This window comes from Pseudomonas proteolytica, assembly GCF_007858275.1.
Taxonomy (GTDB): domain Bacteria; phylum Pseudomonadota; class Gammaproteobacteria; order Pseudomonadales; family Pseudomonadaceae; genus Aquipseudomonas; species Aquipseudomonas proteolytica.
Map to the genome: position 1 here is coordinate 55,887 of NZ_VFEV01000020.1, position 20,413 is coordinate 76,299.

Below are 20,413 nucleotides of genomic sequence, written 5' to 3' on the forward strand. Positions count from 1 at the left end.
ACACGCCTTTTATAGCGCTCAGCGTTGTGTGGCGGTGCTGGTGCACCGCGTTCCCGAAAGAACAAACCGAGACATAAAAAAGCGCATCGTTAGCAGTCTTCAGGCGGGCTGCATATGGGTGCTGGAGGGGCCGCCTCAGAGGCTGAAGTTGTCGGCGCGACTTTTTTGCAGGCTCTGCATTCGTCAGCTAAGTCTTTGCTTATGCAGGCGAATCCCGGACAATCGCGCCCCTGTTACGGTCGTGGCGCTGCCTGTCAGGTTTTTCTGACTCGTCGCGATCGTATGAAAGCGGAGAACCGAGCGGATGAATGATCAGGCCAATAGCGTCGATGAACGCTACGCAACGACACCTGTAAGCCTCACGGGCTGGAGCCGCCAGGACACGACCTGGATGCTTGGCCTGTTCGGCACGGCGATTGGCGCCGGTACTTTGTTTCTACCCATCAACGCTGGCCTGGGCGGCTTCTGGCCGTTGCTGATCCTCGCGCTGCTGGCGTTCCCGATGACTTATTACGCGCACCGTGGCCTGACGCGCTTTGTATTGTCGGGCCGTGCAGGCTCGGATATCACCGAGGTGGTTGAAGAACACTTCGGCATCAAGGCCGGGGCGTTGATCACCTTGCTGTACTTCTTCGCGATCTTCCCGATCCTGCTGATCTACAGCGTGGCGTTGACCAATACGGTTGGCAGCTTCATGTCGCACCAACTGCACATTGAGCCGCCGCCACGGGCGCTGTTGTCGTTTGTGTTGATCCTGGGCCTGCTGGGCGTGGTGCGTTGCGGCGAACAGGTGATCGTCAAGGCCATGAGCCTGATGGTGTATCCGTTTATTGTCGCCTTGCTGTTTCTGGCGGTGTACCTGGTGCCGCACTGGAACGGCGGCATCCTCAGCACCGCCAGCACTGTGCCGGCACCGTCGGCGCTGCTGCATACGATGTGGCTGGCGATTCCGGTGATGGTGTTCTCGTTCAACCACTCGCCGATCATCTCGGCCTTCGCCGTTGACCAGAAACGCCAGTACGGCGCCCACGCCGAAGAGCGCAGCTCGCAGATCCTGTCCCGCGCCCATCTGTTGATGGTGGCGATGGTGATGTTCTTCGTATTCAGTTGCGTACTGACCTTGTCGCCGGGCCAACTGGCCGAAGCCAAGGCGCAGAACCTGTCGATCCTGTCCTACCTGGCCAACCACTTCGATAACCCGACCATTGCCTTTGCGGCGCCATTGATTGCGTTCGTGGCAATTGCCAAGTCGTTCCTGGGCCACTACATCGGCGCCAGCGAAGGCCTCAAGGGCCTGATCGTCAAGAGCGGCCGCCGCCCGGGTGCCAAGGCCCTGGACCGCATGACTGCGGGCTTCATGCTGGTGGTGTGCTGGATCGTGGCCACCCTGAACCCAAGCATCCTGGGAATGATCGAGGCCCTGGGTGGGCCGATCATCGCCTCGATCCTGTTCCTGATGCCGATGTACGCGATTCGCAAGGTACCAGCCATGGCCAAATACCGTGGGCAGGCGTCCAATGTGTTTGTTACGGCGGTAGGTCTGGTGGCGATCACAGCGGTGGTTTACTCGCTGTTGGCCTAAGGCCCAAGGCGGTACAGCGCTAAAAGGTGGTTTTGTGTGGGAGCGGGCTTGCCCGCGATAGCGGTGGGTCAGTTAGACGTATAGGTGATTGACCCACCGCTATCGCAGGCAAGCCAGCTCCCACATTCGTTTTGTGGCGTGTCCAAAATTCCCTGCCTCGCCGCGATCCCCAGCGGTGGGTCAGTTAGACGCATAGGTGATTGACCCACCGCTATCGCAGGCAAGCCAGCTCCCACATTTGTTTTGTGGCGTGTCCAAAATTCCCTGCCTCGCCGAGACCCCCTGTGGGAGCGGGCTTGCCCGCGATAGCGGTGGGTCAGTTAGACGTATAGGTGATTGACCCACTATCGCAGGCAAGCCAGCTCCCACATTCGTTTTGTGGCGCGTCCAAAATTCCCTGCCTCGCCGCGATCCCCTGTGGGAGCGGGCTTGCCCGCGATGAGGCCACAACAGACGCCACATTTCTCCAGGCATAAAAAACGCCGCGTACCTTGCGATACGCGGCGTTTTTTGTGTCAGTAGACCTTAGGCTTGAACCACCGGAATGTTGGCACTTGCAGCGATTTTACGGAACTCGGCGATCTGGTCGAAGTTCAGGTAGCGGTAGACATCACTGGCCATGGTGTCCAGTTTGGCCGCGTAGCCCATGTACTCTTCGACGGTCGGCAGGCGACCCAGCGTGGAAGCGACTGCCGCCAGCTCAGCCGAGGCCAGGTAGACGTTCGCGCCATCACCCAGACGGTTCGGGAAGTTACGGGTCGAAGTCGACACTACGGTGGAGTTCGGCTCTACACGTGCCTGGTTACCCATGCACAGCGAGCAGCCCGGCATTTCCATGCGCGCGCCAGCCTTGCCGTAGATGCCGTAGTAGCCTTCTTCGGTCAGTTGGTGAGCGTCCATCTTGGTCGGCGGCGACAGCCACAGACGGGTTGGCAGCTGGCCCTTGACCTGCTCCAGCAACTTACCGGCAGCGCGGAAGTGACCGATGTTGGTCATGCACGAACCGATGAACACTTCGTCGATCTTCTCGCCAGCAACGCTGGACAGCAGACGGGCGTCATCCGGGTCGTTCGGCGCGCAGAGGATTGGCTCGTTGATTTCGGCCAGGTCGATCTCGATGACTTCGGCGTATTCGGCGTCGGCATCGGCTTCCATCAGCTCAGGGTTGGCAACCCAGGCTTCCATCGCTTGGGCACGACGTTCCAGGGTACGCGCATCACCGTAGCCTTCACCGATCATCCAGCGCAGCAGGGTGATGTTGGAGTTCAGGTACTCGGTGACGGAGTCTTTCGACAGCTTGATGGTGCAACCGGCAGCCGAACGTTCGGCCGAGGCGTCGGACAGCTCGAAAGCCTGCTCCAGCGTCAGGTCGTTCAGGCCTTCGATTTCCAGGATGCGACCAGAGAAGGCGTTTTTCTTGCCTTTTTTCTCAACGGTCAGCAGGCCGGACTGGATCGCGTAGTAAGGAATGGCATGAACCAGGTCACGCAGGGTGATGCCAGGTTTCATTTTGCCTTTGAAGCGCACCAGGATCGATTCCGGCATGTCCAGTGGCATTACGCCAGTGGCTGCGGCGAACGCGACCAGGCCAGAACCGGCCGGGAACGAGATGCCCATCGGGAAACGGGTGTGGGAGTCACCACCGGTACCTACGGTGTCCGGCAGCAGCATGCGGTTCAGCCAGCTGTGGATGATGCCGTCGCCTGGACGCAGCGATACACCGCCACGGGTCATGATGAAGTCAGGCAGGGTGTGGTGGGTGGTCACGTCGATCGGCTTTGGATAGGCCGCGGTGTGGCAGAAGGACTGCATCACCAGATCGGTGGAGAAGCCCAGGCACGCCAGGTCTTTGAGTTCGTCACGGGTCATAGGACCGGTGGTGTCCTGGGAACCGACGGTGGTCATCTTCGGTTCGCAGTACGTACCTGGACGAACGCCTTTGCCTTCTGGCAGGCCACAGGCCTTGCCGACCATCTTCTGGGCCAGGGTGAAACCCTTGCCAGTGTCGACAGGTGCTTCAGGCAGCTTGAACAGGTCGGTAGGGCCCAGGCCCAGCTCGGCGCGGGCCTTGTCGGTCAGGCCACGGCCGATGATCAGTGGGATACGGCCGCCGGCACGTACTTCGTCCAACAGGACCGGGGTCTTCATTTCGAAGGTGGTCAGGACTTCATCGGTGCCGTGTTTGCAGACTTTGCCAGCATGCGGGTACAGGTCGATCACGTCGCCCATGTGCATGTTGGTAACGTCGAATTCGATTGGCAGTGCGCCAGCATCTTCCATGGTGTTGTAGAAGATTGGAGCGATCTTGCTGCCGAAGCAGAAGCCGCCAGCGCGCTTGTTAGGCACGTAGGGAACGTCGTCGCCGAAGAACCACAGTACCGAGTTGGTTGCCGACTTACGGGACGAACCGGTACCGACTACGTCACCGACGTAGGCGATCGGGAAGCCCTGGCCGCGCATTTCTTCGATCTGCTTCATCGGGCCGGTCTTGCCTTGCTCGTCCGGCACGATGCCTTCACGGGCCATTTTCAGCATGGCCAGGGCGTGCAGCGGGATGTCAGGACGGGACCAGGCATCGGGAGCAGGGGACAGGTCGTCGGTGTTGGTTTCGCCAGTGACCTTGAATACACGCAGGCTGATCTTGTCGGCCAGGGTCGGGCGGTTCTTGAACCACTCGCCGTCGGCCCAGGACTGGATCACTTCCTTGGCGTGCTGGTTGCCGTTCTTGGCTTTTTCCGCGACGTCGTGGAAAGCATCGAACATCAGCAGGGTGTGCTTGAGCTGGGCAGCTGCAACGGCGGCCAGTTCGGCGTCGTCCAACAGCTCGACCAGGGTCACGATGTTGTAGCCGCCTTGCATGGTGCCGAGCAGTTCAACAGCGCGCTTTTTGTCGATCAGGGGAGAAGAAACTTCGCCCTTGGCCAGGGCAGACAGGAAACCGGCCTTGACGTAGGCAGCTTCGTCAACGCCTGGTGGAATGCGGTTGGTGATCAGGTCAACGAGGAACTCTTCTTCGCCAGCCGGGGGATTTTTCAGCAGCTCGACCAGGCCTGCGGTTTGTTCGGCGTTTAGCGGCTGGGGAACGATACCCAGGGCTGCACGCTCTTCGATATGTTTGCGGTAGGCTTCAAGCACAGTTATTACCCTCATCAGTGGTCCCACGGGACGCTCATCCAGACATGCACGGCACGCATGCGCTCGAGGGCTTTTTGGGCCGTAGAGCCAGCGCTGCCGGCATTTCTCACAGAAGCTGCTTTCAAAGTTTTACGCCTGCAGAACGGAGCTGATGAGGGTTGGTGCTGGTTATTTAAAGGTTAAACAACCAGCGCCAACACCGTTCTGAAGGAACGACTGTGCTCGTGACGCTTTGAAAACAGCTTCCAACGGATTATTTGGCGCCTTACAAGGCCGGATGATTCTACGGCAAAAATTTTCTAAAGGTAAGTTGCCGCAGCAAGTTTGCAGGGTGATGAACCTTAGACAAAGGGCTAACATGGGCCACTGTTTCGCTGATTTGTGCGCTGCCACCCATGTCCAACCAAACCATCAAGACCCCTTGCATCGGCCTGTGCTCCACGGTTTACGGCGATCTCGTGTGCCGGGGCTGCAAGCGTTTCCACCACGAAGTGATCCAGTGGAACGGCTACGGCGAGGAAGAAAAACGTGCCGTATGGCTGCGGCTTGAGCAACTGCTGGTGCAGGTGATGGCGGGCAAACTGGAGGTTTTCGATCCCAAGCAGCTGCGTTGGCAGTTGGAGCAGCGCAAAATCCGCTTTGTGCCGCACCAATCCGAATACTGCTGGGCTTACCAGTTGATCGCCCGGGGCGCGCGGGTGATCAACAACCTGGAAGCCTATGGGATGGTGCTGATGCCGGAGTTTCGCGACTGGAACCTGCCGGAACTGCGCGATGCCATTGATCGGGAATTTTTTATCCTGTCCGAGGCGCATTACCAGCGCTACATCGCCCCTGGGTTCCTCAAGGATGCACTTTCTGGCTGACGATACCGATCAAAATGTGGGAGCGGGCTTGCCCGCGATGGCGCCCGTTCAGGCAGAGATGTATCAGATGACCCACCGCCATCGCAGCGGTGCGGCGATCCGACAAGCCAGCCCCTACAATTGATTTTCATTGGCCGAGGGATGGGTATCAGCGCTTGTTGGCCGGTTTCTCCAGGTGATCGATGATGCTCTGGGGGTTGAGTACCAGCACATCGCTCTCCAGCGCATCCAGCACCACTTCCGCCGTGTTGCCGATCAGCGCCCCGGAAATCCCGGTACGCGCCACGGTGCCAATGATTGTGACCGCCGCGCGCAATTTATGGGCGGCATGGGGAATCAGTACATCGGCCGGGCCTTCTTCGATATGCATGTGGCTGTCGTCGATGTCGAATTTGGCCTGGAACGCCTTGCACTGCTCGCGATAGCGGGCTTCGATGGTTTCTTTGAGTTGGAACACCGGATCAGCGGCCGACAGCATGGGCGACGGATGGGCGCTGATCACATGCAATTGGCCCTTGGCCAGGCTGGCAATGTCAAAACCATGATCGACAATGGCGGCGTGCAGGGCGTTATGCTCGTTGTCTTCGTTGCCCACGTCGACGGCCGCCAGGATCACCCCGTCGGTCCACGGGGTCGCGGTCTTGACCAACAGCACTGCCGCCGGGCACAAGCGCAGCAGCTTCCAGTCATCCGGCGTCAGCAGGGCCCTTTTCAACGGGCTGTCGGGGTAGTGCTGCTTGATCACCAGTGCACACCCTTCGGCTTGCTGCACGGCGATGATGGTTTCGTGCCGATTGTTGTTCCAGGCCTGCTCGGTGCTGACGCTGTAGCCGTCTGCCAACAGTTGTTCCTTCAGCAGGCTCAACAATGCCGAATGCTCATGTTTTTTATCGCATACCAGCAAATGCAGGTGTGCGCCGGTCGCCTTGGCGACCAGCTTGGCGCGCTTGAGGGCCAGGCTCTCCGAGTGTTCGGGCTCGATGATCACGAGGATTCTGCCAATATCGTTCATGAGCGGGATCTCCAAGGGTGGAAAGGACAGGACTTGGAACAACTATAGTTGTTGCCCGCCGTAGGGCATGTTGATGCACATCAAGGCCCGTGACTGGTGGTCTGCAGCGGGGTCGGTATAATCGGCGGCCTTTTGTGATCCTTTGCCCGTGAGCCCGATGAACCTGCCCGAAATCCATGAATTCCTCGGTTGCCGCACCCCCGATGCCTGGGTCCAGGCCGCACTGGCCGACCAGGAAACCCTGCTGATCGACCACAAGAACTGCGAGTTCAAGGCCGCCAGCACCGCCCTGAGCCTGATTGCCAAGTACCACTCCCATGTCGACCTGATCAACATGATGTCGCGCCTGGCCCGCGAAGAACTGGTGCACCATGAGCAAGTCATGCGCCTGATGAAAAAGCGCAAGATCGAGCTGCGCCAGTTGCATGCCAGCCGCTATGCCTCGGGTCTACGCAAGGTGGTGCGCAGTCACGAACCGGTCAAGCTGGTGGACACCCTGGTGGTAGGCGCTTTTATCGAAGCGCGCAGTTGCGAGCGTTTCGAAGCACTGGTGCCACATTTGGACGAAGAACTCGGCAAGTTCTACTTTGGCCTGCTGAAAAGCGAGGCGCGGCATTTTCAGGGTTATCTGAAGCTGGCTTATCAGTATGGTGATGCCAAGGACGTTGCCCAGGTGATCGAGCGGGTCCGCGCCGCCGAGCAGGAACTGATCGAATCGCCGGACGTCGAGTTCCGTTTCCACAGCGGCGTACCGGCCTGATCGTGAAAGACTGCGGGCTATTTGTAAAAAACTCTTAAAAACATGAAGTTTGCGTCGAAGCCCCGCAGTAAGGGGCTCTGCATGCGCTTGTGGAGCGCGGTTGCCCACTATAATGCGCGCACTTCAATCGGCGCGCGCAGTGGAAACTTATGGAAAACTTGGGTCTGGGCAAGGTCTTGCTCGTTGAGGACGATGAGAAGCTGGCAGGGCTGATCGAGCATTTCCTGGCACAGCATGGCTTTGACGTGCGCGTGGTGCACCGGGGCGATGAAGCCTTGGCGGCGTTCCTGGCCTTCAAGCCGAAGATCGTCGTGCTCGACCTGATGCTGCCGGGCCAGAGTGGCCTGCATGTGTGCCGCGAGATCCGCAATGTGTCCGACACACCCATCGTGATCCTCACCGCCAAGGAGGATGACCTGGACCATATCCTCGGCCTGGAATCCGGCGCCGATGACTACGTGATCAAACCGATCAAGCCGCCGGTACTGCTGGCACGCCTCCGCGCCTTGCAGCGCCGTCATCTGCCGGAGCCGACGGTGCGCGGCTCGCTGGCGTTCGGCCAACTGGCGATTGACCGCAGTTGCCGGGGCGTGAGCCTGGGTGATGAGAAGATCGACCTGACCACCATGGAGTTCGAGCTGCTGTGGTTGCTGGCCAGCAGTGCGGGGAAGATCCTCTCGCGCGACGATATCCTTAACCGTATGCGCGGGATTGCCTTTGATGGGCTCAACCGCAGTGTTGATGTGTATATCAGCAAGCTGCGCAGCAAACTCAACGACAACCCCCGAGAACCCGTGTGCATCAAGACCATCTGGGGCAAGGGCTATTTGTTCAATCCGTTTGCCTGGGAGGTCTAGCCAGATGCTGCGCCTGTTTCTGCGCCTGTACATCATCCTGGCCCTGGGGTTGGCGGGGGCGATCTGGCTGGTGAACTACACCTTCGACGAATTGCTGCCCGAAGCCAACGAAACCTACAACCGTGAAGCCATGCGCGGCCCGGCCTACGGCCTGGTGGAGCAGTTGCGCCCGTTGCCGCCCGGCCCGGCCCGCGAGGCGCGGCTGGCCGAGCTGCAAAAGCACTATGGCTTGCGCCTGGGGTTTATTGACCGCGACGCAGCCGGCCTTGACCCCCGGGAGCAACAGTTGCTGGCTGATGGCAAGTTGGTGGTGCGCGGCGATTTCATGGAGTTCATCACTGAAATCGACGGCGGCGCGCAGTTGCTTGAGGTCAAGCTGCCGGTGGAGCCACGCTGGCTGTATCTGTGGGCCTACAGCTTGTTGGGCTTGTGCCTGGCCATCGTCCTGTATTTCTGGGTGCGCCCGCACTGGCGTGACCTTGAGCACATCCGCCTGGCGGCCCAGCGTTTTGGTGACAATGACCTGGGCTCGCGCATCCTGTTGCCGCGTCGCTCCACCGTGCGTGAGTTGGCCGGGCACTTCAACCAGATGGCCGAGCGCATCGAGCATTTGATCGCCAACCAGCGTGAGCTGACCAACGCGGTGTCCCATGAATTGCGCACACCGATTGCGCGCTTGTCGTTTGAGCTCGATCAACTCAAGCAGGAAGCGGACCCGCGCCAGAGCCGCGCGCTGATCGGCGACATGTACGCCGACCTTGGCGAGCTGGAAGACATGGTTTCCGAGCTGTTGACCTACGCCAGCCTGGAGCGTGGTGCCACCCAAGTCACCCGCGAGAACATCGAGGCCCAAAGCTGGCTCGACAGTGTGATCGGCAGCGTCGCCCTGGAAGCGGAAGCGGAAGGCGTGCAGTTGTCACTGCGTACCTGTGAAGTGGAGTTCATCCAGATCGAGCCACGGTTTATGGCGCGCGCCGTGATCAACCTGCTGCGCAATGCCATTCGTTACGCCGAGCATCGGGTGGAGGTGTCGTTGGTCAAATTCGGCAGCGGCTATGAGGTACGCGTCTGCGATGACGGCCCCGGCGTACCCGAGGACGGCCGCGAGAGAATCTTCCAGCCGTTTACGCGCCTGGACGCCAGCCGCGACCGCCGCACCGGCGGCTTTGGCCTGGGCCTGGCGTTGGTCCAGCGGGTCAGCCAGTGGCATGGCGGGCAGGTGCAGGTGCTTGACTCGCAGTGGGGCGGGGCGTCGTTTCGCATGACTTGGGCCTACGCCGATCTGTAGATGCCGACCGGCCGATTGTGGCAAACGGGCTGTTGTGGCGAGCGGGCTGTTGTGGCGAGCGGGCTTGCCCCGCGCTGGGCTGCGGAGCAGCCCCAATAAGTCCGCCGCGTTTCTTCAGATATACGGCGGTGGCTGGGTTTGGGGCTGCTCCGCAGCCCAGCGCGGGCGATGCGGCGTTCCGACAAGCCCGCTCGCCACAACTGCGCACTCTCCCCAGCCATCCGCTCCGTCAAAAGGTGTAGTTCAGCACGCCCATCACCGAAGTCTGCATCCTGCGCTCCACAATCGGGCTTTTACCCGCATCACCCGACAAGTACTGCACATCCAGCAAGGTCGAGAATGTGGTGTGCTCGCCAAGGGGCACGCTCCAATCGAGGTTCAGCCCCCGGCTGACCATCCCACCCTTGGCGTCATACGCGCGAAAGCGGCTGCGCTGGGCTTGGCCGCTGGTCACGCCATACCACGTCTGTACATAGTTGCTATCGCCAAAGCGGCTGTTGAGGCTGGCGTCTACCGTGCCGTAGTCGCCGTCATACAGGTTGGTGCCGATGCTCAACTCCAATGAGGTGAAGGCCTTGCCGCTGTCTTTTTTATCGTCTTGCTCCAAGGCATGTTCCAGGGTCGCGCCCAGGATCGCGCTGCCCAGGGTATAGCTGGCACTCACCCCAAACTGTGGCCGCGACTTGATGTCGCCCATGCCCTTGAGCCGGTCGGAACCCAGGTGGGTGCTTTTCTTCTGGTCCTTGCGCGCGGTGCTGGCGCCGACATAGGCGCTGAAGCTCAGTTGGTCATCTTCATAACCCCAGCCCAGCCCCCTGTTGGTATCGAGAAAAATCCCCCATGGGCTGATGACGTTTACGCCCAGCAGGGGCGCGGTCATCCGTTCATTGCTGCCGCTGTAGCGCGGCAGGTTGGCCGCCCCGGCTTGCAGGCTGTATTGCCAGTCGGTGGCGACTGACAGTTGGGTGCAGGTGAGCAGGCACACAGAGGTGGCAGCGAGGTAGATCGTTCTTGAACGCATGATGGCCTTCGTCGTTCCATGGGAGGCTCGAATCCTAGGGACGGCGTGGGCAGGGGTCTTTGACAGCTTTGTCGGGAAACTGTCAAAGACTGTTAAGCCGGGGCTGCCTGCCCAGCGCCCAAACGCCGCACCGCCCCCAGACTTGATTTCAATCAAGGGCTCACTGGCCACCTGCCACCTACCATCGGCTGCATATTCCGGCCGTTGAAGTCAGTGAGCCCATGAACCGCACCAAGCCCTCGACCCTCGCTACCTTGGCGGCAAGTCCCGTCACCTGGCTGGTTGTCCTGGTTTTACTGTTCAGCCTGGCCGGCCCGGCCCAGGCCAAGTCCTACGGCGCGATTGAACAGCAGCGCATCGACAAGATCTTCCCCCAGGCAGACGCCATTTCCGCCCCTGAAGGCAAGTTCAAGGTGCGCACGCTGTCGGCCAAAGGCGCGGTGATCGGCTACGTGTTCCAGAGCCTGGATGTGGTGGATATCCCGGCTTACTCCGGCAAACCGATCAACACCCAAGTGATCCTCGACCCGGCCGGGGTGATCCGTGATGCCTATGTGCTGGAGCACCACGAGCCGATCCTGCTGATTGGCATTCCCGAGGCCAAGTTGCATGACTTCACGGCGCGCTACAGTGGGATCAACGTCAGGCAGCGGGTAGTAGTGGGGCACTCCAGCGACAGCCAGGCGGTGACTGTGGATGCGGTGGCCGGTGCCACCGTTACGGCCATGGTGGTCAATGAAGTGATCATGCGTGCCGCCCATGAAGTGGCGGTGTCGCTCAAATTGATCGAGGACAAGGCCAGCACCGCGCAGAAAGTCGCGCTGGTGCGCCCTGATCTGTTCGAGCCCGCCAACTGGGCGCAATTGACCGGTAATGGCGCAGTGCGTCGCCTGCACCTGACACGCGGCCAGGTGGACGCTGCCTTCAAGGGCACCGAGGCCGAAGGTGTGGAAGTGGCGGGGCCGGGGCAGGCCGACGAGACATTTATCGACTTGTATGTGGCGGATCTCAACGCGCCGACCATCGGTCGCAACCTGTTGGGCGAGGCGCAGTACCGGGTGCTGATGCACGGCCTCAAGCCTGGCGAACAGGCCATTGCGGTGCTGGGTCGCGGGGTGTTTTCGTTCAAGGGCTCGGGCTACGTGCGCGGCGGGATTTTTGATCGGGTGCAGTTGCGCCAGTTCGGCAACGTCATCAGCTTTCGCGATATGGACCACCAGCGCCTGTATGACGTATTCGCCGAGGGCATGCCCGAGTTCGAGGAAATGTCGGTGTTTATCGTGCGCCCCCAGGCCGCGTTCGACCCAGGCTCGGCGTGGACCCTGGAGTTGCTGGTGCGGCGCCAGACCGGCCCGGTCAGCGGCACCTTCACCAGCTTTGAACTGCCTTACCAGATGCCCGAGGCCTACCTGGAACGACCCCTGCCGACCGCCGCGGAACAGGCCGCCATCGACGAAGCCAAGCGGCCGATGTGGCTGACGATCTGGTACCAGAAACAGGTGCAGGTCCTGGTGCTGGGCGCCGCCCTGGTGCTGTTGACGGTGATTCTGTTTTTGCAGGACAGCCTGGCCCGGCGCCCGCGTCTGCTGCACTGGGTGCGTCGCGGTTACCTGCTGTTTACCGTGGTGTTTATCGGCTGGTACGCCCTGGGCCAGTTGTCGGTGGTCAATGTGCTGACTTTCGTGCATGCGCTGTTCCAGCAGTTCCGCTGGGAGCTGTTCCTCACCGACCCGCTGATCTTCATGCTCTGGGTATTCACCGCCGCCAGCATCCTGCTGTGGGGGCGTGGGGTGTTCTGTGGTTGGTTGTGCCCGTTCGGGGCGCTGCAGGAGTTGATCAACGAGGCGGCTCGCAAGCTCAAGGTGCGCCAGTTCGAACTGCCGTTTGCCGTGCATGAGCGGCTGTGGGCGATCAAGTACCTGATCCTGCTAGGGCTGTTTGGCCTGTCCCTGGAGTCGATGGCCACTGCCGAACGGTTTGCCGAAGTGGAACCGTTCAAGACCGCCATCACCCTGCATTTCGACCGCCAGTGGTGGTTCGTCGCCTATGCCTTGGTGCTGCTGGTGATCAACATTTTCACGCGCAAGGTCTATTGCCGCTATCTCTGCCCGCTGGGCGCGGCGCTGGCAATCCCGAGCAAGTTCCGCCTGTTCGACTGGCTCAAGCGGCGCAAGGAATGTGGCGATCCGTGCCAATTGTGCGCCAAGGAATGCGAGATCCAGGCGATCCACCCCGATGGCCATATCAACGCCAATGAATGCCACTACTGCCTCGATTGCCAGATGACCTGGCACAACGACCACAAATGCCCGCCACTGATCAACAAACGCAAGAAACGCAACAAGGCCGCACCCACCCCTGGGCAATTGATCCCGGTGGTGCAGGTGGCGGTGCCTGAATGACGGCCTTGGGCACCCACTTTTCCCATCTGGAGCACATCATGAACGACAGCGAATCGAAAAAAACCGGGGCCACACCGCAACCCGAAGGCATGAGCCGGCGTGGCTTCCTCGGCACCGGCGCCGTGACCGGCGCGGTGCTGGCAGGCGCCTCGGCCATCGGCGGTACGGTGTTTACCCGCGAGTCCTTTGCGGCGGCGGCCAAGGAAGCGAAGTCGAAGATCCATGTGGGCCCGGGTGAGCTGGACCAGTACTACGGTTTCTGGAGCGGCGGCCACCAAGGCGAAGTGCGGGTGCTGGGTGTGCCGTCGATGCGCGAGCTGATGCGCATCCCGGTATTCAACGTCGACTCGGCCACCGGCTGGGGCCTGACCAACGAGAGCAAGCGCATCCTCGGCGAGGGCGCCAAGTACCAGAACGGTGATTGCCATCACCCGCACTTGTCCACCACCGATGGCCGCTACGACGGCAAATACCTGTTTATCAACGACAAGGCCAACACCCGCGTCGCGCGGATCCGCCTGGACATCATGAAGTGCGACAAGATCGTCACCGTGCCCAACGCCCAGGCGATCCACGGTCTGCGCCTGCAAAAGGTGCCGTACACCAAGTACGTGTTCTGCAACGCCGAGTTCATCATTCCGCACCCCAATGACGGCCACACCTTCGACCTGCAAGACAAAAACAGCTTCACCATGTTCAACGCCATCGACGCGGAAAAAATGGAAATGGCCTTCCAGGTCATCGTCGATGGCAACCTCGACAACGCCGACATGGATTACACCGGGAAATACGCGGCGGCCACTTGCTACAACTCCGAGAAGGCCTCCGACCTGGGCGGCATGATGCGCAACGAGCGCGACTGGGTGGTAGTGTTCAACATCCCGCGCATCGAGGCGGCGATCAAGGCCGGCAAGTTCATCAACCTCGACGGCGTCAAGGTGCCGGTGGTGGACGGGCGCAAGGGCGACGATGGCAAGGACAGTGAATTCACCCGCTATATCCCGGTGCCGAAGAACCCCCATGGCTGCAACACCTCGCCGGACGGCAAGTACTTTATCGCCAACGGCAAGCTGTCGCCGACCTGCACCATCATCGCCATCGACAAGCTCGACGACCTGTTCAGCGACAAGATCAAAGACCCGCGCGGCGTGGTCGTCGGCGAGCCGGAGCTGGGCCTGGGCCCGTTGCACACCACCTACGATGGCCGGGGTTTTGCCTACACCACGCTGTTTATCGACAGCCAGGTGGTGAAGTGGAACATCGCCGAAGCCATCCGCGCCTACGGCGGCGAGAAGGTCAACTACATCAAGCAGAAGCTCGATGTGCACTACCAACCGGGCCACAACCACGCCTCGCTCACCGAAACCCGGGACGCCGACGGCCAATGGCTGGTGGTGCTCAGCAAATTCTCCAAGGACCGCTTCCTGCCCACCGGCCCGTTGCACCCGGAAAACGATCAATTGATCGATATCTCGGGCGATGAAATGAAACTGGTCCACGACGGCCCGACCTTCGCCGAACCTCATGACTGCGTGATGGCGCGGCGCGACCAGATCAAGACCAAGAAAATCTGGGAGCGCAACGACCCGTTCTTTGCCGAAACCGTGGCCATCGCTGCCAAGGACGGCATCAAGCTGGAGACCGATAACAAGGTGATCCGCGACGGCAAGAAAGTGCGGGTGTACATGACCTCCATGGCGCCGACCTATGGCCTCACGGAATTTACCGTCAAGCAGGGCGATGAGGTCACGGTGACCATTACCAACATCGACCAGATCGAGGACGTGACCCACGGCTTTGTCATGACCAACCATGGAGTGAGCATGGAAATCAGCCCGCAGCAAACGTCTTCCATCACCTTCATCGCCGACAAGCCGGGGCTGCATTGGTACTACTGCAGCTGGTTCTGCCATGCGCTGCATATGGAGATGGTAGGGCGCATGTTGGTCGAGCGCGCTTAACGGCGAGCACCAACCAATGTGGGAGCGGGCTTGCCCGCGATAGCGGCGGTTCAGCCACTATTTTTGGCGGCTGGTATACCGCCATCGCAGGCAAGCCAGCTCTCACACTAGATCTGTGTCGCTCCACAGATTGGGTTTTGATCAAAAGGAATACTCCGTGGTTCAACCCCGCACGTTATTGATCGGGTGTGTGTGGCTGCTATTTTCGGCCACCGCCAGCGCCGCAGTACTGCCCATCACCGACTTGCCGTTGGTAGCCGCAGGCCCGCAGCACTGGCGCCTGCCCGCCGGCGACTACCAGGGCTCCTTCAGCATCGACCAACCTTTGCAACTCACCTGCGAACCCGGTGCGGTGATCCACAGCCAGGGCTTGGGCAATGGCTTGCTGATCAGCGCTGCCGACGTCACCGTCGAGGGCTGCACCTTCCTCGACTGGGGCCATGACCTCACCGCGATGAACGCGGCGATCTTCATCCAACCCAAGGCCCACGGCACCTTGATCAAGGGCAACCACATGCGCGGCCAGGGTTTTGGCGTGTGGGTCGATGGCACGGCGGACGTGAGCGTGATCGACAACCAGATCCAGGGCGACCCCACCCTGCGCTCCCAGGACCGGGGCAATGGCATCCACCTGTACGCGGTCAAGGGCGCGCGAGTGATCGGCAACCACGTGCGCGACGCCCGCGACGGCATCTACATCGACACCTCCAACGGCAACCTGCTGCAAGGCAACACCCTGGAAGATCTGCGCTATGGCATCCACTACATGTTCGCCAACGACAACCAGGTGCTCGACAACATCACCCGCCGCACCCGTACCGGCTACGCCTTGATGCAAAGCCGCAAGCTGACGGTGATCGGCAATCGCTCGGAAGAGGATCAGAACTACGGGATCCTGATGAACTACATCACCTATTCCACCCTGCGCGACAACGTGGTCAACGATGTGCGCGACGGCACCACGGGCGACACCATGATCACCGGTGCCGAAGGCAAGGCACTGTTTATCTACAACTCGCTGTTCAACAGCATCGAACACAACCACTTCGGGCGCAGTGCGGTGGGCATTCACCTCACGGCCGGCTCCGAAGACAACCGGATTGCCGGCAACGCCTTTGTCGGCAACCAGCGCCAGGTCAAGTACGTGGCCACACGTTTGCAGGAGTGGTCGGCGGATGGCCGGGGCAATTACTGGAGCGACTACCTGGGCTGGGACCGCAACAGCGATGGCCTGGGGGATGTGGCCTACGAGCCCAACGATAACGTCGACCGCCTGCTGTGGCTGTACCCCCAAGTGCGCCTGTTGATGAACAGCCCCGGCATCGAGTTGCTGCGCTGGGTGCAGCGGGCGTTTCCGGTGATCAAGTCGCCGGGAGTGATGGACAGCCATCCGCTGATGAAAGACCCCACGCTTTCCCTGCTCAAGGAGCCCGCATGATGCCTGTCGTCGAAATCCAAGGCGTGACCCAGCGTTATGGGCACGCCACTGTGCTGCATGACCTGAACCTGAGCCTGGCGCCCGGCGAGGTGCTGGGCCTGTTCGGCCATAACGGCGCGGGCAAGACCACCAGCATGAAGCTGATCCTCGGTCTGTTGCAGGCAAGCAGCGGCCAGGTGCGGGTGTTCGGCCGGGCGCCCAGCGACCCCCAGGTACGGCAGATGCTCGGGTACCTGCCGGAAAACGTGACCTTCTACCCACAACTCAGCGGCCTCGAGACCCTGCAGCATTTTGCCCGGCTCAAGGGCGCGCCGATGAGCCAGGTCGCGACGTTGCTCGAAGACGTCGGCCTGACCGCGGCAGCGCGGCGGCGAGTCAAGACCTATTCCAAGGGCATGCGCCAGCGCCTCGGCCTGGCCCAGGCCCTGCTTGGCGAGCCGCGCCTGCTGCTGCTCGACGAGCCCACCGTGGGCCTCGACCCGATTGCCACCCAGGATTTGTATCGCTTGCTCGACCGCCTGCGCGGGCAGGGCACCAGCATCATCCTTTGCTCCCATGTGCTGCCGGGGGTGGAAGCCCATATCAACCGCGCCGCGATCCTCACCCAGGGCCGCCTGCTGGCCCTCGGCACCCTGGCGGCGTTGCGCGAAGAAGCCGGGCTGCCGACCCTGATCCGCAGCAGTGGCCTGCAACGCGCGGCGCTCTTGCAAAAACGCTGGAGCGAGGCCGGCCACGTGACCCGGCGCTGGGGCGCGCAGGGCCTGCAAGTGGCTGCGTTCAATGGCAACAAGCTGGACCTGCTGCGTCAGTTGCTCGACCAGGAAAACCCCAGCGATGTGGAAATCGTCGTGCCGTCCCTGGAGGACCTGTACCGCCATTACATGGACAGCCCTGCGGAGCGTGCCCTATGACGCCGATCTGGAACATGGCCCGCAAGGAATTCAGCGATGGCCTGCGCAATCGCTGGTTGTTAGCGATCAGCCTGTTGTTCGCGGTGCTGGCCATCGGCATCGCCTGGCTGGGTGCGGCGGCGTCGGGGCAACTGGGTTTCACCTCGATCCCGGCGACCATCGCCAGCCTGGCCAGCCTTGCGACCTTCCTGATGCCGTTGATTGCGCTGTTGCTGGCCTATGACGCGATTGTGGGCGAGGACGAAAGCGGCACCTTGCTGCTGTTGCTCACTTATCCCCTGGGGCGCGGGCAGATCCTGCTGGGCAAGTTCGTGGGGCACGGGTTGATCCTGGCTCTGGCGACCTTCATTGGCTTTGGCTGCGCCATGCTCGCCATTGCGCTGCTGGTGGATGACGTCGAGTTCAGCCTGCTGCTGTGGGCGTTTGGTCGATTCATGCTGACGTCGACTTTGCTCGGCTGGGGCTTTCTGGGGCTGGCGTATGTGTTGAGCGCCGTCTCGGCAGAGAAGTCCACGGCGGCCGGGCTGGCCTTGGGCGTGTGGTTCTTTTTTGTCCTGGTGTTCGACCTGGCGTTGCTGGCGCTGCTGGTCATCAGCGAGGGCCAGTTCAGCCCGACGCTGCTGCCCTGGCTGTTGCTGTTCAACCCGGCGGATGTGTACCGGCTGATCAACCTGTCGGGCTTCGATACCGGCCCGGCGTCGGTGGGCGTGATGGCATTGGCGGGCGACCTGGCAGTGCCGACGGCGGTGTTGTGGCTATGCCTGGCTTTATGGGTCGTAGGGCCACTGGCCTGGGCCTATTGGCTGTTTGGGCGGCGCGCAGCCTGAGTTTTTATTAGTGGAGCGGATGAGCATGAAAATCGGGTTGGTATTGCTGTTGAGCCTGCTGTTGGTCGGGTGTGACAAACCGGTGGCGGCGGGCGTGGGTGATGGGCCGGTGGCGTTTCATCCAGCCGATGAATGCCATGTGTGCGGCATGGTGATCAGCGAATTCCCGGGGCCCAAGGGCCAGGTGGTGGAGCAGGGCGCGGCGAAGAAGTTTTGCTCGACCGCAGAAATGCTCGGCTGGTGGTTGCAGCCGGAAAACCATCATGCCCAGTCAAAGCTGTATGTGCATGACATGGGACGCAGTCATTGGGACACCCCGGATGATGCCCATCTGATCGACGCCAAGACGGCGTACTACGTGCTGGGCACCGGGCTCAAGGGCGCCATGGGCGTGGTGCTGGCCTCGTTTGCCGAGCAGGCGGTGGCACAGAAAGTCGCGGCGGACACCGGCGGGCGGGTGTTGCGTTTCGAGGAGATCGACCTGGCGCTGCTACAACAGCCGGCAGGTATGTCCCATAGCGGCCATTGATAACCCAAGCAAATACCGCTGTCGTGGCGAGCGGGCTTGTCGGAACGCCGCATCGCCCGCGCTGGGCTGAGCAGCAGCCCTAAACCTGGCCATCGCGGTTTGTCTGTAGAAACGCGGCGGGCTTATTGGGGCTGCTGCGCAGCCCAGCGCGGGGCAAGCCCGCTCGCCACAGGGGGAGTTGTGCGGTACGGCCTTTAACGGTTGACCAACCTCGCCGGTAAGTTCGATGGCCAGACCCATCAACGAGTTACTGAACAAACCGGCGATATCAAGCAGACACGGCTGTTGTGGCGAGCGGGCTTGTCGGAACGCCGCATCGCCCGCGCTGGGCTGCGAAGCAGCCCTAAACCTGGCCATCGCGGTTTATCTGTAGAAACGCGGCGGGCTTATTGGGGCTGCTTTGCAGCCCAGCGCGGGACAAGCCCGCTCGCCACAGGGGGAGTTGTGCGGTACTGCCCTTAACGGTTGACCAACTTCGCCGGCAAGGCGATCACCAGCAAGCAACTGAGCAGCAGGCTCCCGGCAAAGAACCACATCGCCCCGGCACTGCTGCCGGTCAGGTCGATGGCCAGGCCCATCAGCGAGTTGCTGACCAAGCCGGCGATGTTCGCCAGGGAGCAGGCCAGGGCAAAGCCAGTGGCTGCCGCCGTGCCGGTGAGGAAGGTCGCTGGCAGGCTGAAAAACACCGGCACTGCGCCAAGGATCGCCGCCGAAGCCACGGCAAACAGGGCCACGGTGGCGACCACGTTATGGGTGAAGAAGGTGCTGCTGGCCATGGCCACGGCGCCCACCAGAAAGGGCACGATAATATGCCAGCGGCGCTCACGGTATTTGTCGGAGCTGGCGCCGATCAGCAGCATGCCGGCCAGCGCGGCGACGCTGGGCAGGGCGGTGAGCAGGCCGATATGGAAGGTGTCGCTGATCCCCGCGTTACGAATCAGGGTCGGCATCCAGAAACCCATGGCATAGGCACTGAGCAGGATCGAAAAATCGATCCCGCCGAGCATCCACACCTTAATGTTGAAGAACCCATCACGAAAGCGCCGCGGGCTGTGGCTGGCCTGGCTGGCGTCGGCGTGCAATTGCTGTTGCAGCAGGACCTTTTCGTCGGCAGACAACCATTTGGCCTGGTGATAGGTATTGGGCAGCGCCCAGAACGCCAGCACCCCCAACAGCACGCTGGGCAATGCTTCAAGCAGGAACAGCCATTGCCAGCCGCGCAGGCCGGCCAGCTGGTCGAAGTGGCTCATGATCCAGCCAGACAACGGCCCACCAATCACACTGGACAGCGGCAGGCCGATCATGAACAGCGCAATCACCCGCCCCCGGCGATGGGTGGGGAACCAAGTGGTCAGGTAGTACAACACCCCCGGCAGGAACCCCGCCTCGGCAACGCCGAGCAAAAAGCGCAGGACATAGAACTGGGTAGTGGAAGTGACCAGCAGCGTGCAGGCCGAGAGCAGGCCCCAGGTGATCATGATGCGGGCAATCCAGATCCGCGCGCCGACACGCTCCAGGATCAGGTTGCTCGGCACTTCAAACAGGATATAGCCGACAAAAAACAGGCCGGCGCCCAGGCCGAACGCGGTTTCGCTGAACTGCAACTGGTCTTGCATCTGCAGCTTGGCAAAACCGATGTTGATCCGGTCCAGATAGGCGGCCAGGTAGCAGAAACACAGGAAGGGAATCAGCTTCCAGGTGATCTTGTGGTACAGCGCATGGATCGGGTCGGCGACCGTGGGCATCGGTGAGTCTCATGGGCAAGGAGTGGGGCGGGGCGAATATAGCATTCCGACACCGACAAGCTCTGTCTGAAACGCGCCA

General features: G+C 61.3%; 15 protein-coding genes. 11 read left to right on the forward strand and 4 right to left on the reverse strand.

Annotation, left to right across the window (positions count from 1 at the left end):
* Window positions 1-304: 304 nt before the first annotated feature.
* The gene (locus FIV38_RS15950; protein ID WP_070995931.1) at window positions 305-1,582 is read left to right on the forward strand and encodes an HAAAP family serine/threonine permease; all 1,278 of its coding nucleotides are present in this window, start codon (window positions 305-307) and stop codon (window positions 1,580-1,582) included.
* Between the two features lie 525 nt (window positions 1,583-2,107).
* Here the strand turns inward: FIV38_RS15950 and acnB are convergent.
* Window positions 2,108-4,717: a bifunctional aconitate hydratase 2/2-methylisocitrate dehydratase gene (gene acnB / locus FIV38_RS15955; RefSeq protein ID WP_029294832.1), complete on the reverse strand. Its 2,610-nt coding sequence runs from the start codon at window positions 4,715-4,717 to the stop codon at window positions 2,108-2,110.
* A 395-nt stretch (window positions 4,718-5,112) separates the two neighbouring features.
* On the opposite strand from acnB, the gene FIV38_RS15960 reads away from it, so the two are divergent.
* Window positions 5,113-5,583: a DUF1289 domain-containing protein gene (locus tag FIV38_RS15960; protein ID WP_029294834.1), complete on the forward strand. Its 471-nt coding sequence runs from the start codon at window positions 5,113-5,115 to the stop codon at window positions 5,581-5,583.
* Window positions 5,584-5,731: 148 nt separating this feature from the next.
* Here the strand turns inward: FIV38_RS15960 and FIV38_RS15965 are convergent, their stop codons facing one another.
* Complete coding sequence (locus FIV38_RS15965; RefSeq protein ID WP_092235820.1) at window positions 5,732-6,595, reverse strand: universal stress protein; 864 nt, start codon at window positions 6,593-6,595, stop codon at window positions 5,732-5,734.
* Window positions 6,596-6,752: 157 nt separating this feature from the next.
* On the opposite strand from FIV38_RS15965, the gene FIV38_RS15970 reads away from it, so the two are divergent.
* The 3 genes from FIV38_RS15970 (at window position 6,753) to FIV38_RS15980 (ending at window position 9,500) form a co-directional block, all read left to right on the forward strand.
* Window positions 6,753-7,355 carry a MiaE family protein gene (locus FIV38_RS15970; protein WP_029294839.1) on the forward strand — a complete coding sequence of 201 codons (603 nt, stop codon included), beginning with the start codon at window positions 6,753-6,755 and terminating at the stop codon, window positions 7,353-7,355.
* 149 nt (window positions 7,356-7,504) lie between these two features.
* Complete coding sequence (locus FIV38_RS15975; RefSeq protein ID WP_029294841.1) at window positions 7,505-8,212, forward strand: winged helix-turn-helix domain-containing protein; 708 nt, start codon at window positions 7,505-7,507, stop codon at window positions 8,210-8,212.
* Window positions 8,213-8,216: 4 nt separating this feature from the next.
* Window positions 8,217-9,500, forward strand: coding sequence for an ATP-binding protein (locus FIV38_RS15980; protein WP_029294843.1), 1,284 nt, complete (start codon window positions 8,217-8,219; stop codon window positions 9,498-9,500).
* Between the two features lie 229 nt (window positions 9,501-9,729).
* Here FIV38_RS15980 and FIV38_RS15990 read toward each other — a convergent pair whose 3' ends face one another.
* A complete protein-coding gene (locus FIV38_RS15990; protein WP_092235823.1) occupies window positions 9,730-10,521 on the reverse strand; it encodes a MipA/OmpV family protein in 792 nt (263 codons plus the stop codon).
* 221 nt (window positions 10,522-10,742) lie between these two features.
* Here FIV38_RS15990 and nosR point away from each other — a divergent pair, with 221 nt between their 5' ends.
* The 6 genes from nosR to FIV38_RS16020 all read left to right on the forward strand — a co-directional run bounded on the left by nosR (window position 10,743) and on the right by FIV38_RS16020 (window position 18,589).
* On the forward strand, window positions 10,743-12,923 hold the full coding sequence (gene nosR, locus FIV38_RS15995) for a transcriptional regulator NosR (RefSeq protein WP_092235826.1): 2,181 nt from the start codon (window positions 10,743-10,745) through the stop codon (window positions 12,921-12,923).
* A 38-nt stretch (window positions 12,924-12,961) separates the two neighbouring features.
* Window positions 12,962-14,884, forward strand: coding sequence for a TAT-dependent nitrous-oxide reductase (gene nosZ, locus FIV38_RS16000; RefSeq protein WP_029294848.1), 1,923 nt, complete (start codon window positions 12,962-12,964; stop codon window positions 14,882-14,884).
* A gap of 178 nt (window positions 14,885-15,062) precedes the next feature.
* Window positions 15,063-16,322: a nitrous oxide reductase family maturation protein NosD gene (locus FIV38_RS16005; protein ID WP_268969302.1), complete on the forward strand. Its 1,260-nt coding sequence runs from the start codon at window positions 15,063-15,065 to the stop codon at window positions 16,320-16,322.
* Complete coding sequence (locus FIV38_RS16010; RefSeq protein WP_092237407.1) at window positions 16,322-17,233, forward strand: ABC transporter ATP-binding protein; 912 nt, start codon at window positions 16,322-16,324, stop codon at window positions 17,231-17,233. Before FIV38_RS16005 ends, FIV38_RS16010 begins: the two co-directional genes overlap by 1 nt.
* Window positions 17,230-18,060, forward strand: a complete 831-nt coding sequence (locus tag FIV38_RS16015) for an ABC transporter permease (protein ID WP_029294854.1) — start codon at window positions 17,230-17,232, stop codon at window positions 18,058-18,060. The genes FIV38_RS16010 and FIV38_RS16015 overlap by 4 nt, the downstream gene beginning before the upstream one ends.
* Window positions 18,061-18,085: 25 nt before the next feature.
* Window positions 18,086-18,589: a nitrous oxide reductase accessory protein NosL gene (locus tag FIV38_RS16020; protein WP_235861022.1), complete on the forward strand. Its 504-nt coding sequence runs from the start codon at window positions 18,086-18,088 to the stop codon at window positions 18,587-18,589.
* A 458-nt stretch (window positions 18,590-19,047) separates the two neighbouring features.
* On the opposite strand, the gene FIV38_RS16025 is transcribed toward FIV38_RS16020, so the two are convergent.
* On the reverse strand, window positions 19,048-20,334 hold the full coding sequence (locus FIV38_RS16025; protein WP_092235836.1) for an MFS transporter: 1,287 nt from the start codon (window positions 20,332-20,334) through the stop codon (window positions 19,048-19,050).
* Window positions 20,335-20,413: the final 79 nt, after the last annotated feature.